Genomic DNA, 14297 nt, shown 5'->3' with positions numbered 1-14297 from the left:
AATAAACCCCATCCGAGACTCTCCTGTGGCGAAGCGCTTGAAGCGTCGGGCGCTTTGCCATCGGGCCTGTGGAAAGGAGACTAGGATGATCAACCGCGCCAAGCAGACAGCAGACGAGTATCGCCACCTCGGAGGACGGCGGTTGGCAGTTTTTGACGACAACAAGGCCTCGACGCGAGCCTGGGACAAGGACACGCCGGAAGCCGAGCGTTTTTGGCAGACGAGGATTGCGCCCCTCCCGGATAAGGAGCGCGCCGAGGTCCAGTCGTTCTTGCCATCAATCGTTGACGAGACCGACGAGCCACGCGGCAGACACTAACAACCTGTCCCGGTTTTGAAACTTTCTGATTTTCAGAACGTTTAGCTGGTCATGAGGGACGATGATGTTGATCCGACCAACGCTGGCGGCACCCGACCGGGTGATGGCGAAAACCCGGCCCAGGAGAACACGCCAACGCCTGATATTGCCCCTCCACCAGAAGTCCTGAAACCCGAAGAAGACATGACCCCCGAGGAATTCGAGGCGGCACGCAGGGCTTATCTTCTCAAGCGGTTCTGGATCAGCGCGCGCGGTTACTGGACGCGGCGCGGTGACAAGCTGGCCTGGCCGCTATGCATCGGTCTGCTGGCGCTGATCGGACTGAACGTCTGCTTCCAGTACGGTATAAACGTCTGGAACCGCGGCCTTTTCGATGCCATCGAAAAGCGCGATGCGCCCACGGTCTATTTCCTCGGCGCCCTCTTCCCGCCGCTCGTGCTGGGAAGCGTCGCCCTCGTAACCATTCAGGTCTACATGCGCATGAAGATGCAGCGGCGTTGGCGGTCATGGCTGACGAAGGCGCTCATTGGACGGTGGCTGGCCAGTGGTCGCTACTATCAGCTCAATCTCATCGGTGGTGACCACAAGAATCCGGAGGCTCGCATCTCCGAGGACATGCGCATCGCCACCGAATCTCCCGTCGATTTCGTCGCCGGCGTCATCGCGGCCTTCGTCTCCGCTTCGACCTTCATCGTGGTGCTCTGGATGATCGGTGGAGCATTGTCTTTGCCGATCGCGGGAACCGTGATTACCATTCCCGGTTTTCTTGTCGTCACGGCCGTTCTCTACGCCGTCATCACATCAACCTCGATCGCCTATATCGGCCGCCACTTCGTCAAGGTCTCGGAAGCCAAGAACCAGGTCGAGGCCGAATTTCGTTACACGCTGACGCGTGTGCGCGAGAATGGCGAGAGCATCGCTCTGCTCGGCGGCGAAGACGAAGAGCGCAACGACCTGGACAAGACCTTCGGGAGCGTTCTGCACCAGTGGGCCCTGCTCGCGCGTCAGTACATGCGAACGACCCTGGTGTCGCACGGCTCCATGCTGATCGCGCCCGTTGTGCCTGTTCTGCTCTGCGCGCCCAAATTCCTCGACGGCAGCATGAGCCTGGGCCAGGTCATGCAGGCAGCATCCGCGTTCACCATTGTCCAGAGCGCGTTCGGATGGCTGGTCGACAACTATCCGCGGCTTGCCGACTGGAACGCATGCGCAAGGCGCGTCGCGTCCTTGATGATGTCGATCGACGGACTGGAGCGAGCCGAACAGAGCGACGCGCTTGGACGTATAAAGAGGGGCGAAACCGAAGGTGATGCGATCCTCAGCTTGAACGACCTCTCCGTCTCGCTGGGCGACGGGACGGCCGTGGTAAAAGAGACGGAGGTGGAGATCCAGCCAGGGGAGCGGGTGCTTGTGGCAGGCGAATCCGGGTCCGGCAAAAGCACTCTGGTCCGGGCGATCGCCGGCCTCTGGCCTTGGGGGGATGGTGCCGTCAATTTCCGCCCCGACAAGCGCCTGTTCATGCTGCCGCAGCGACCATACATTCCATCAGGAACGCTGCGCAGGGCCGTTACTTATCCGGCGGGCGCCGACACATGGAGCGTCGAGGAGATTGGCGGTGTCCTTGAGCAGGTCGGCCTCGGCCATCTGAAGGAGAGGATCGAAGACGAGGCGCCGTGGGATCAGACATTATCAGGCGGCGAAAAGCAGCGGTTGGCGTTTGCAAGGCTGCTGTTGCACGATCCCGACATCATCGTTCTTGATGAAGCGACTTCGGCCCTAGACGAAAAGAGCCAGGATCGGCTGATGGAGATGCTGATTGCCGAATTGCCGAAGGCCACCATTCTAAGCGTCGGGCACCGGGTCGAACTGGAAGCGTTTCATAGCCGCAAGATCACGTTGGAAAAACGCGATGGCGGCGCAAGGCTTGTGAGCGACGTCGATTTGATCCCGCGGAAGAAGAAGCGCAACGTCTTGTCGCGGCTTGTGCGGCATCGAAGCCGGCGCAGTGGCGGCGGAACGCCTGTGTCCGGGGCTAAGCAGTGAACCAACCCAAAGCGCGTCAGCCCGGACCTGTCGAGCGCGCCCCGACAAGTTCCAGCACATCAACCTTGCCCGCCCGCCCCTTGAGCTGCGCCAGGCCGAGCGGTCGAAAATCGAACCCACTACCGACCGCATCCCTCACAGCTGCGCTGACCAGGATCGACGTGTCGAATTCCTTGTTCAATCCTTCGAGCCGTGACGCCACGTTGATCGTATCGCCCATTGCCGTGTACTGCTGGCGTGACGCGGCGCCGAAACTGCCGACAACAGCCGGCCCGGTGTGCAGGCCAAACCGCGTCAACAGCAGCGGACGCCCATCCCTCTCATTGGCATCGTTCAACGCATCCACGGCTGCCTTCATCGCAAGCACGCACCGGCAGCCCTCTTCCACATGCGTTGCGGTCTCGACGGGCGCGTTCCACATGACGAAGATGGAGTCGCCCAGATATTGGACAACCGTTCCGCCGTGGCGCTCGGCAACGCTGTTCAGCAGTTCGAAATAGGTGGACAGCGTTTCGACGACGTCTTCCGGCGAGTGCTGCTCGGAGATGGTGGTGAAGTCGCGGATGTCGGTGAACAGCGCGGTTATTTCCTGCCGCTTGGCAGTGACGATCGCCGGCCCGCCCGGCCCGACGATCCGCCGAACCACCTCACGTGGCACATAGAGCGCGAACTGGCCGATGGCCCGGCGGCTTGCCGCGAGAGCGGTCGCGAGCGTGTTGATCTCGGTGATCAAGGAATGCGAGGTGGTCTTTTCGTGCACATCGAGGTTGCCGATCTCACGTGCTTCCCCCGCCAGCTGGTTCAGCGAGCGGCTGACCATGCGCGACAGAAGCACCGACGCGACGACACCGGCAATGACAAAGCCAGCAGCGATAATGAGATTGTGCATCAGCGATCGGTTCGCTTGCTCCACGAGGTCCGCCAGTGGCACGACGATCGCCGCCTCGCTTCCTGCAAACAGTCCGGACACGCTGATCGGCGCGACCTGGATCAGATAGCGCTCGCCGTCGAGGTCCAGCCGCGCCAGTCCGCCGGCCCCGAAGGCCGAATCTCGCCGCAGGTTGGCAACGGTTGCCAGGCTGGTGTCGAAACCGCTTGCCGTCGCGCCGATGCCACCGGCACTTCGGGACCACAGGTCCATGAGCCTAGCCATGATTTCGGGGTCCGAATGAGCGACCAGCTGATCTTCGTCGTCAATTATGTAGGCACGGGCGCGCGGCGAAATCTGGCTGGCATCAAGGAGACGGCTGATCGTTCTCAGGTGGATGTTGATACCGACCACGACCTTGCCGTTGTCACGCATCGGCGCGGCGATCGTCAGCGTTGGCGTCTTGAGCGTTCCAGCGACGTAAGGCCCGACCGAGACGGCCTTTCCATCCTGTACGACCGCCTGATACCAGGGCCGCTGCCGTGGATCGAAGGATGCGTACTCGACGGCGCGCTCCTCGATCACGCCGGCGTTGGCATCCAGAAAACGCAGCGTCGATACGGCATCCGGCCGGTCTCTGCCGGTGATCGTCCGGATCGCGAAAGCCGTTCCATCAGGCGCCAACAGCGTTTGCCTGACGTCATCGCGGATAGCGGCGATCACCTGCAGGTACGAGCCATCAGGATATCCCGTGTAGACGCTTGTCGCATTGGGGACATTGCGCAGAACCTCGAGAAAGAAGCCCTCTTTCGCGCTGATATCCGCCGGCGGCGCGGAGACGAGCTGCTGCATGGTCGAGGCCAGCGCCACCGCTTCGGTGCCTTCCTGCAATGTGTTTCGGTATCCCTCGATCAGCCGCAGGCTCATCTCGCGCATCTGTTGCGCGCCCGCGGTGACTGCCGCGCTCGTTCCCTGGCTGAAAGCCATCCAGATGATGGGTATCGATGTGCAGAGAAGCGATCCAACGACCAGCACGCCAAGATGCAGCCTGAGCGGCCGGGACCAGTCCACCAGCCCCTTGGACGTGCCATGCCGCTTCATGCCGTCCCCCTCAACCGCGCTCCCTTAACACCAGCTAAGCGTGTTTTAAGCCGGCGCACAAGATGGGCAAAGGACGGACGGTGCAGAGGTTAGGAAGCGTTTGCCGGCGTCATGTCACGCACTACCGCGATGTTCGACATGGGGCTCGATCAAGACATGTCTGGCCTCGCGTCTTCCGTCGATCCGCTCAAGCAACATTTGCGTCGCCGTTCGTGCCAACTGGACGGGGTCTTGGTCGACGCTTGTCAGCCCGACCAGCGGAAGCGCCGAGACGGGCGAGTTGTCGTAGCCGATGATGGCCAGGTCCGAGGGGACGCCGATATCGCGCATCCGCGCGATGTTGATCAGCGGCACCGCATCGAGATCCGACCAGACGAACACGGCTCTCGGACGATCAGGTGCGGATAGAAAATCGTTCAGGGCGGCGGTTCTGTCGGCATCAACAGGCGGCAGCCGCAGCACGCGCGCCTCCAAGCCGGCCGCCCGCATGGCGTCCAGATAACCGAGTTCTCGCTGCATGGCGACGATGGTGGCCGGTGACCCCTCTATATCGTAGCCGAGCATCGCGATATCGCGATAGCCTTTCGAAAGAGCAGCCTCGACAGCGAGGTAGGCGCCCTTCCGGTCGTCGGAATTGGCGGTGTCATAGGTCTGGGCGTCCGGCTCGTGATGCGCAATGACCACAATCGGAATCTGCTTGGCGTAGCGCTCGAGAACCTTGCCGGAAATACGGGGGGCGATGATCAGAACGCCATCCATCCGGTTGTCGATCATCGACTCGATCATCGACGCCTCGATCGGCTGTGCAGATCGCCCAAGCCCGACCAGAGCCTTGAAGCCGCTGTCGGCGAGCGTGTTGCTGGCCGCCTCGATCAGGCCGGGCAGGAACGGGTTGGACAGCTCGATCGCCAGCACGCCGATGGTGTTCGTCCGCCCCCGCATGGCGCGGGCAGCGACGGAAGGGCGATAGTTGAGCTTCTCGATCGACGTCTCGACCTTCGTGCGCAGAAGCGCGCTTACGCCATATGCGTTTCGAAGGACTTTCGATACCGCCGCGACCGAGACGCCTGCGTCTTCCGCGACATGGCGGATCGTGACCCGCGCTCGCGCTCCGTCGTTATCCTTCTGAAAGGTCTGCATAATTTTCCGTTCATATCAATCTTGTCCGGAGTATAGGCATTTTTCTGTTGCACATCAAACAGGAATGTAGAATGATATACATATAACGATACACACTTCGTTTGATGGGTCCGCCTCAAGCGGATCGGGAGGGGACATGGATATTCTGCAAGGGCGCGCGAGAGCCGCCGCTGGCTCGTCGTTTCAATTCACCGCCGCGATGGTGGCGCCACTATGCGACGATGGCCAAGGCACCGCGGGTACGTTCGTATCGCGCAACTTCCAGCTTGAGCATGCCCCGCGCGAAGCCGTGCTGACCATTTCCGCACTCGGGCTCTACCGCGCTTTTATCAACGGCCGCCGCGTCGGCTCGGACCTGCTGACGCCGGGCTGGACCTGCTACGACGATCGCATCGCCTATCAGACCTATGACGTCGCCAGTCTGCTTCAGCCGGGCGAGAACAGGATCGAGATCTGGCTCGGCGACGGCTGGTATCGCGGCCAGCTCATGTGGGCGTCGAACCCGATCTTCAATTGCTGGGGCGACCGTACGGCTGCCATCGCCGAACTCAGCGTCGATGGCGCGTTGGCGGTGAAGACAGATTCCACTTGGAAGAGTGGACTGACCCCCGTCACCAGGAACGGCATCTATTACGGCGAGGACTATGACGCCCGCTTGAAGCCAGAAGACGCGTTCGGCGTTGAAGAACTCGCCTTCGACAAAACCCTGCTTGTGCCCCACGAGACCGCCGCCGTTGTCGAGCTCGCCCCGTTCGAGCCGATCGATAGCTGGACGGAAGAGGATGGTCGGCTGGTCTATGATTTCGGCCAGAATGCCGGCGCGTATATCCGCATCGAGGCGCAAGGCGAAGCCGGCGCGAGCGTACGCGTCGAGCATTCCGAAGTCCTCGGGCCCAACCGGTTCTTCGATAACCGCAACTACCGCAGCGCCAGGGCCGAGCTGGTCTACACGCTGTCGGGAGATGGCGTCGAAACCTACGCGCCGCTGTTCACCTTCATGGGCTTCCGCTACGCCCGCGTGACCATCATCGGCGATGCGAAGCTTCTCTCCATCAAGATGATCCCGATCACCTCGGTCCCGATCGCGACAGGCGGCATCACGACCGGCGTGCCCGCCGTCAACCGCCTTGTCGAGAACACGATCTGGTCTCAGCGATCGAACTTCATCGAGATACCGACGGATTGCCCGCAACGCGACGAACGGCTGGGATGGACGGGCGACGCCCAGGTTTTTGCCGGCACCGCATGCTGGCTTGCCGACAGCCAATCGTTTCTCAGGAAATTCTTGCGCGATGTGATGCACGATCAGAGAGAGAACGGCGCGGTGCCGCACTTCTCGCCGGATCCGACGCGTCTGCATCCAATCAGCAATCGCGGCGATTGGGCCGGCTCGACCGGCTGGGGCGATGCAATCGTCATCATCCCGTGGCAGCTCTATCTCCACTATGGCGACAAGGCCGCCCTGCAGGAGAGCTTTCCGGCGATGCTGCAATGGCTGGATTACCTCTGGGGTATTTCCAGCGGGCCCATCATCCGCCCTCCGGCGGTTTGGGGCGAGCACGGCTTCACCTTTGGCGACTGGCTGCAGCCGGTCGGCGACAATCGCAAGCCGCGCCCAACCGTCGCCGACGATTGCGCCGCAACACTCTATCACTTCGTCGCCACGCAACTGACGGCGAAGATCGCGCGGGTCCTCGGCGACACGAGCGAGGCGCAACGCCTCGACAGCAAGCTCGAGGACATCCGCGCGGCATTCAAGAGCGAGTTCTTTTCCCCATCGGGGCGCATTGCGCATAACGATCAAACGTCGTGGGCGATCGCCTTCCTCTATGGTCTCGTTCCGCCGGAATATGACGAGGCCGGTCGCGGCTATTTCCGCCGGGTCGCGGAAGAGACCGATGGCGTGATCGGCACCGGCTTCATCGGCACGCCCGCGCTGCTGCCGGCGCTTACCCGGCTCGGCATGCTCGATCTCGCGGAAAAGATGTTCCTCAATCGCAAGGTGCCCGGCTGGCTCTATCAGGTGGAGCGCGGAGCGACGTCGATCTGGGAGCGCTGGGATGCGCTTGCCGAAGACGGGACGATCTATGATCCCGATATGAACAGCTACAACCACTATGCCTATGGCGCCGTGTGCCAATGGCTGTTCGAGGATGTGGCTGGCATCAAGCCGCTTGAAGACAAGCCTGGTTTCGAGGAGATCGAGTTCGATCCCGCTATCCTTCCGGCTCTATCGCCCGTCGCGGCATGGCACGACACGCGCTTCGGCCGCATCGAGGCCGGATGGGATATCGACGGCGGCAAGGTTACCTGCCATCTTAAAATCCCAGATGGCATCACCGCGCACATACGCGGCAATCGTGCAAGAAAGAACCTGACGGTGAACGGCGCCGACGTGGCGGATGACGAGCGTGTCCAGATCGGACATGGCAGCCATTCGATCACCTTCGACGTCTGATCAAGACAGCGCGGCAGGCCGCGCACCACATGACTGATCGTAACGGTAAATCGCAAGTCCTTGGAGGAGGAGACGACCATGCGGATGACCAAGTGCAGCATTATCGCAGCGGCCACTTTGGCGCTGGCGAGCAGCGTCGCGCACGCAGACGTGACATTGAGCGTATTGATCGACACGAACCCGGAAACCATCGCTTCCTTCGATGCCGTTTCCAAAGCCTATAGCGAGAAGCGTCCGGATGTGACCTTCGATGTGGAGCAGCGCGCGGGCGGTTCCGCGGGCGACAACATCGTCAAGACGCGGCTGGCGACCGGCGAGATGCCGGATATCTTCCAGTATAACAGTGGCTCTCTGTTCCAGGCCTTGAAGCCCGAGCAGACGATGGCCGATCTCTCCGATCTTCCGTCCGCCGCCGGCATTCTCGAAAGCTTCAAGAAGGTGGTCAGCGGATCCGATGGCCATGTGCGGGGTATACCGTTCGGTCCGGCGATGGGCGGCGGGATTTTCTACAACAGGAAGATCTACGCCGAGCTCGGCCTGCAGCCGCCGAAGACCTGGGCCGAATTCATGGCCAACAACGAGAAGATCAAGGCAGCCGGCAAGGTGGCAATCGCGCAGACTTACGGCACCACCTGGACATCGCAGATCTTCGTCCTGGCGGACTTCTTCAACGTCCAGACCGAAGTTCCGACCTTTGCTGACGATTACACGGCCAACAAGGTCAAGTACGCCACCACACCCGCAGCACTTCGTGGTTTCGAACATCAGGAAGAGGTCGCAAAAGCGGGATTCTTCAACGAGGATTTCGGCGCGGCGAGCTTTGATGACGGCATGCGCATGGTCTCGACCGGTGAGGCAGCGCACTACCCCAGCCTGACCTTCGGGATCGGCAACATCCAGCAGAACTTCCCCGACAATGTTCAAGACGTCGGCTTTTTCGCGGAACCCGGGACCGATGCGGCGAAGAACGGTTTGACGATCTGGATGCCGGCGGCACTCTATCTGTCAGCCAAGGCCGAGCATCTCGACGAAGCCAAGAAGTTCCTCGATTTCGTGGCCTCCAAGGAAGGGTGCGAGCTGATGGCGAAGGCCGTTCCGTCGGGTCCCTATCTGATCAAGGGCTGCGAACTGCCGAAGGACGTGCCGCAAGCCGTCACGGACATGCTGCCCTATTTCCAGACGGAAGGCCGTGCCGGCCCGGCGCTGGAATTCCTGTCACCCGTAAAAGGACCGGCGCTCGAGCAGATCACCGTCGAGGTCGGAACGGGGATCCGCTCCGCCAAGGACGCGGCCGCGCTTTACGACCAGGACGTCGCCAAGCAGGCCAAGCAGCTCGGCCTCCCGAACTGGTAACATCCAGACGCACCTTGCCCGGCAAATATCCGGGCAAGGTGCTTAGGAGCCGCTATGGTTATACGCAAATCACCCTACCCCTATTGGTTCATCCTGCCGGCAGCGGTCATCTTCACCGTCCTGTTCCTGGCGCCCACGATCGCATCCTTCTGGTTCAGCCTGACGCGTTGGGACTTGTTCACGACAGTGTTCATCGGGCTTGAGAACTACAAGCAGTTCTTCCGCGAGCCCTTCCTCATCCAGGGGCTGACCAACACCGTCATCTATGCGGTGGCGACATCAGCCGCGAAGACGGTTCTCGGTCTGCTTCTGGCCGTCCTGCTGACATCCGGCCTCTGGGCCCAGGGTCTTCTTAGAACGGTGATCTTCTTTCCCGTGCTGGTGTCGACCATCGGCGTCGGCATAACCTTTTCGGTTCTCATGCATCCAACGCGTGGCATCATCAATGTCGCGCTGGCCGCGATCGGCATACACGGACCGGGCTGGCTGACGGATCCGGCGCTGGCGCTCTACTCGATCGTCCTCGTCGATCTGTGGAAGGGCATCGGGCTTGCGACGGTGATCTATATCGCCGGACTGGCATCCATCAGCGCCGACTATTACGAGGCCGCGCGCATCGACGGCGCAACCAGAACGCAGATGCTCTTCCGCGTGACCATACCCTTGGTCAAGCCGGCGACGATCACCGTCATCACCCTGTCGCTGATCGGCGGGCTGCGCAGCTTCGATCTGATCTGGGCGATGACAAAAGGCGGCCCCGGTTTTTCCTCGGACGTGCTCGCAAGCGTGATCTACAAGCAATACCAGGCGGGTTTTTATGGCTTGTCCACGGCCGGGAACGTCATCCTGTTCGTGCTGATCGCGGTGATCGTTCTGCCGCTCACCTTCTGGCTTAATCGCAGGGAGGTCGATGTATGACCCGGCGCCAATTCTACACCGGAGCCTCGGCGCTGGCCGCATGCTGCGTGATCTTCGTCATGCCGTTCCTGTTCATCTTTCTGACGGCTGCGAAAACCAAGCAGGATGCAGCGGCGCTTAAATTCACCCTGCCGAGCGAATGGCAGCTCTGGACCAATTTCGTCGATGTGATCCAGGCCCGCAACTACATGCTGCTGCTGGCGTACTTCAACTCGACGGTCATCACGGTCGCTGCCGTCACGTTGCTCGTGCTGTTCGGCGCGATGGTGGGCTATGTCCTGCAGCGCCGGCCATCACGGTGGAACGCGGTGATCTATGCCTTTGTGCTCGCAGGCTTGATGATCCCGCCGGCCGTCGTGCCGACGATCTGGGTGCTCCAGGCGCTTGGTCTCTTCAAGACAATTTCCGGCATGGTCCTGATCCAGGTCGCCTACGGACTGTCGTTTACCGTGCTGCTCTTTCGAAGCTTCATCGCGACCATCCCGCGCGACCTTGATGAGGCGGCGATCATCGACGGCGCAAAGCCGCTGCAGATCTTCTTCCGCGTTGTGCTTCCCTTGTTGAAGCCGGTGACCGTGACCGTCATCGTCGTCCAGTCGATTGCGATCTTCAACGATTTCACCAACCCGCTCTACTACCTGCCCGGCCGGGAAAATGTCACCGTGCAGCTCACCCTCTATAATTTCCAGGGACAGTTCCAGACGCAGTTCAACCTGCTGTTCATGAACATCCTGCTTGTGACCATACCGCCGCTGATCGTCTTCATCTTCTTCAACCGACAGATCGTTGCGGGCATGACTGCCGGCGCAGTGAAAGGATAAGCCATGACCAGCGTTGTTCTCGATGGCGTCAAAAAGAGCTTCGGCAGCCTCGAAGTTATCAAGGGCGTCGATCTCAACATCGGCGCCGGGGAATTTTGTGTATTCGTCGGACCGTCAGGCTGCGGAAAGTCGACGTTGCTGCGAATGATCTCGGGGCTTGAAACATCGAGCGCCGGAAAGATCGTCATCGACAACAAGGATGTGACCAACGCCGAACCCTCCGAGCGCGGCATCGCGATGGTGTTTCAATCCTATGCTCTCTACCCGCACCTCACAGTGGCCGAAAATATCGGCTTCGGCCTTTCGCTTGCGAGACGACCCAAGGCGGAAATCGCCGAGAAGGTGAAGCAGACCGCCGATATCCTGCAACTGTCGCATCTGCTCGATCGCAAGCCGAAGGCACTCTCCGGCGGCCAACGGCAGCGCGTGGCGATCGGGCGGGCGATCATCCGCAATCCGAAAGTGTTTCTATTCGACGAACCGCTTTCCAACCTCGACGCATCGCTGCGCTCGCAAATGCGCATGGAACTCACCGAGCTGCATGCTCGCCTTGGCGCGACGATGATCTATGTCACCCACGACCAAGTGGAGGCGATGACCATGGCCGACAAGATCGTGGTGTTGAACGGCGGCCACATCGAGCAGGTCGGCTCCCCGATGGCGCTCTACAACGGCCCGCAGACCGCCTTTGTCGCAGGCTTCATCGGATCCCCCAAGATGAACCTGTTTGAAGGCGCCGTTGCAAAGGCCGAAGGATGCCGCATCTACGGCATCCGGCCCGAGCACCTGGCGTTGTCTGCCACCGACGGCAAGTGGCGAGGCACTGTCCGGCACATCGAACGGCTGGGAGCGGATTCGATCATTCATCTCGATGTCGACACCCTCGGCGCCGTGCTCGTAAGGGCTGATGGCGACAGCACCATCAGCGTTGGCGACACGGCATTTGCCTCACCCTTGCCAAACAAGGAACATCGTTTTTCTTGAGACAGGCTCGGAAGTAAGCGCCGGCCGTTGCGGATGGCATCGGAAGCTATTCGTCTCTCGGGTTTAAGCCACGCGATCCCGCGCCGGCCGCACTCTCGAGACCGTTCGTGTCAACGACACCTTCCTTCCCTTGATCGCGGTGTCGGTGCGTCCTTCCTTCGGAAGAGAGATGATCGCCCTCAAGCCAGGATCATTGGAACGGAGAATGATGTCGCCGCCGTGCTGTCGCGCGATCGCCCGTGCGATGGACAAGCCAAGGCCGACACCACCTGTATCTCGATTGCGCGACGCCTCAAGCCGATAGAAGGGATCAAATACCTTCTCACGCATTGCCTCCGGAATTCCGGGGCCGTTGTCCTCAACGACGATATCGACCGTCGCAAGCGACTGCACAATATGCACGCGCGCCTTCCCACCGTAGCGCACGGCGTTTTCAGCGAGATTGCGCACAGCGCGCCGCAATCCATCCGGGCGGCATCGATAGGTCATCGTTGGGCCCTCGACATATTCGACGGCCTGGCCGAGATCGGAGAGATCGTCGCAGATGCTGCCGACCAGCGCATCCAGTTCCATGGCTCTCGTCTCCTCGACGTTCGCCTCTCCGCGCGCGAAAGCAATCGCGGCCTCGGTCATGTTCTGGAGCTCGTCGATGGTGGCCAGCATCTTCTGCTGGACGTTCTTATCGGTAACGAACTCCGCCCTCAGGCGCAGTGACGTCAGGGGCGTTCTGAGATCATGACCGATAGCTGCGAGCATTCTGGTCCGGTCGTCGACGAAGCGACGGAGCCGTTCCTGCATCTTGTTGAACGCCTCGGCCGTTCGACGAATGTCGTCCGGGCCTTGCTCGGGAAGTGGCGGAAGGCTTTCTCCCCGACCAAGGGCTTCGGCCGAGATCGCCAATCCCCGCAATGGCCGCGCAATCCTGCGCGCGACAAGAATGCAGATCAGGGCAAGGACAATAGCGGTCAGGCAAAGCGAGATCAGGGATTTGGCGTTCCACCATTGATCCACGTCGGCCTTGTAATAGGCCGTGTTCAACCACATCCCGTTGTTAAGCTGGACAGCCAGTCCGTAACCGTTGCGATCATCGAAATAAACGAACTTGGCGGGCTGCGGCAAATTCCACAACACTTGCGAGGGTGTCGTCCAGCCTTCGTTCGTGTTGGACTGTGCTACCCCCTGCTGAGTAAGACGCTTGGTCTGAGATCCAAGACCGTATTTCCGCATGAGATCGACATAGTTCTCGAGCGGTCGGTCGAGTTCCGACACTGCCCGGCTGCGCCATGTCGTGGCATCCGTCGGATCTTCCGCCGACAACCAGAAACGCGAATAGACCGTCTCACTTGCCAGCAGGGCCTGATCACGCAACGGCTGCGGCATTGTCTCCATGAGACGGGTAATGGACGCCGACCGGCTGAAGAACTCGCTCTTCATCGCCGCGTGCAGCGCTTTCGATCGCTCGTCCCAGGAAATGAGGATGGTAAGACCCTGTGCAACGACGAGCGCCATCAGCGTGAAGCCGATCAGTTGCGCCGCAAGGCTTCTTTTCCACCAGTGCCTCATTCGAAACCTACTTCTCCCGACAGGCTATATCCGCCGCCCCAATGCGTCTTGATGATCGACGGATTCTTCGGGTCCGGTTCGATCTTCTTGCGCAGACGGCTCACCTGATTGTCGATGCTTCGATCGAAAATATCGGCTGTTCTTCCGGCCGTCAGGTCGAGAAGCTGCTCGCGGCTCAGCACCAATCCGGGCCGTTCGAGAAAAACCTTCAGCAGGCGAAACTCCGCCGTGCTCAGCGAAATCCCCACACCGTCATCCCTGAAAAGCTCCTGCCGCCCGACATTCAGGCGAAGATGGCCGAGACGCACGACCTTTGATTTAAGCGTTTCCCTTTCTTGTGCCGGAAGGCTGTTGGCGCGCCTGAGCACCGCACGGATGCGGGCCAGCAATTCTCTCGGATTGAAAGGCTTCACGAGATAATCATCGGCGCCGAGTTCGAGACCGATGATCTTGTCCATCTCCTCTGCCATCGCCGTCAGAAAGATGATCGGGATCTGGGTGCTGGTTCGCAGCTGACGGCAAACCGAAAGTCCGTCCTCGCCGGGCATCATCACATCGAGAACGATGAGATCGACGTTGCTGCGTTCCATGATCCGGCGCAAGGATGCGCCGCTGTCGGCAACACTGATCCGGTAGCCTTGCTGTTGCAAGTACTCTCCAACAAGATCCCTAATGTCCCCATGGTCGTCGACGACCGCGATATGTGAAGCTTTCTGCATCATCCAAGTC

At 60.7% G+C, this 14297-nt stretch carries 11 protein-coding genes; 7 read left to right on the top strand and 4 right to left on the bottom strand.

Annotation, left to right across the window (positions count from 1 at the left end):
- Positions 1-85 precede the first annotated feature (85 nt).
- Together ACODTZ_RS16685 and ACODTZ_RS16680 are read left to right on the top strand one after the other, a co-directional pair.
- Positions 86-319 carry a hypothetical protein gene (locus tag ACODTZ_RS16685; RefSeq protein WP_489026855.1) on the top strand — a complete coding sequence of 78 codons (234 nt, stop codon included), beginning with the start codon at positions 86-88 and terminating at the stop codon, positions 317-319.
- A gap of 51 nt (positions 320-370) precedes the next feature.
- Positions 371-2362, top strand: a complete 1992-nt coding sequence (locus tag ACODTZ_RS16680; RefSeq protein WP_489026854.1) for an ABC transporter ATP-binding protein/permease — start codon at positions 371-373, stop codon at positions 2360-2362.
- A gap of 16 nt (positions 2363-2378) precedes the next feature.
- On the opposite strand, the gene ACODTZ_RS16675 is transcribed toward ACODTZ_RS16680, so the two are convergent.
- Together ACODTZ_RS16675 and ACODTZ_RS16670 are read right to left on the bottom strand one after the other, a co-directional pair.
- Positions 2379-4331 carry an adenylate/guanylate cyclase domain-containing protein gene (locus tag ACODTZ_RS16675; RefSeq protein WP_489026853.1) on the bottom strand — a complete coding sequence of 651 codons (1953 nt, stop codon included), beginning with the start codon at positions 4329-4331 and terminating at the stop codon, positions 2379-2381.
- A gap of 114 nt (positions 4332-4445) precedes the next feature.
- Complete coding sequence (locus ACODTZ_RS16670) at positions 4446-5471, bottom strand: LacI family DNA-binding transcriptional regulator (RefSeq protein ID WP_489026852.1); 1026 nt, start codon at positions 5469-5471, stop codon at positions 4446-4448.
- Between the two features lie 199 nt (positions 5472-5670).
- Between ACODTZ_RS16670 and ACODTZ_RS16665 the strand changes: the two genes are divergently transcribed.
- The 5 genes from ACODTZ_RS16665 (at position 5671) to ACODTZ_RS16645 (ending at position 12005) form a co-directional block, all read left to right on the top strand.
- Complete coding sequence (locus ACODTZ_RS16665; RefSeq protein ID WP_489027022.1) at positions 5671-7929, top strand: family 78 glycoside hydrolase catalytic domain; 2259 nt, start codon at positions 5671-5673, stop codon at positions 7927-7929.
- 78 nt (positions 7930-8007) lie between these two features.
- A complete protein-coding gene (locus ACODTZ_RS16660) occupies positions 8008-9282 on the top strand; it encodes an ABC transporter substrate-binding protein (RefSeq protein WP_489026851.1) in 1275 nt (424 codons plus the stop codon).
- 54 nt (positions 9283-9336) lie between these two features.
- Positions 9337-10200, top strand: coding sequence for a carbohydrate ABC transporter permease (locus tag ACODTZ_RS16655; RefSeq protein WP_402929850.1), 864 nt, complete (start codon positions 9337-9339; stop codon positions 10198-10200).
- Positions 10197-11021 (top strand): carbohydrate ABC transporter permease, encoded by an 825-nt coding sequence (locus ACODTZ_RS16650; RefSeq protein ID WP_047510793.1) that lies wholly within the window; start codon positions 10197-10199, stop codon positions 11019-11021. Before ACODTZ_RS16655 ends, ACODTZ_RS16650 begins: the two co-directional genes overlap by 4 nt.
- A gap of 3 nt (positions 11022-11024) precedes the next feature.
- Positions 11025-12005, top strand: coding sequence for an ABC transporter ATP-binding protein (locus ACODTZ_RS16645; protein WP_489026850.1), 981 nt, complete (start codon positions 11025-11027; stop codon positions 12003-12005).
- Between the two features lie 63 nt (positions 12006-12068).
- On the opposite strand, the gene ACODTZ_RS16640 is transcribed toward ACODTZ_RS16645, so the two are convergent.
- Together ACODTZ_RS16640 and ACODTZ_RS16635 are read right to left on the bottom strand one after the other, a co-directional pair.
- Positions 12069-13568 carry an ATP-binding protein gene (locus ACODTZ_RS16640; RefSeq protein WP_489026849.1) on the bottom strand — a complete coding sequence of 500 codons (1500 nt, stop codon included), beginning with the start codon at positions 13566-13568 and terminating at the stop codon, positions 12069-12071.
- Positions 13565-14287: a response regulator gene (locus tag ACODTZ_RS16635; RefSeq protein WP_209234291.1), complete on the bottom strand. Its 723-nt coding sequence runs from the start codon at positions 14285-14287 to the stop codon at positions 13565-13567. The genes ACODTZ_RS16640 and ACODTZ_RS16635 overlap by 4 nt, the downstream gene beginning before the upstream one ends.
- Positions 14288-14297: the final 10 nt, after the last annotated feature.

The organism is Rhizobium sp. FG113, from assembly GCF_057809895.1.
Note: the sequence above shows the minus strand (reverse complement) of the source record. Positions and strands in the feature narration are given on the sequence as shown.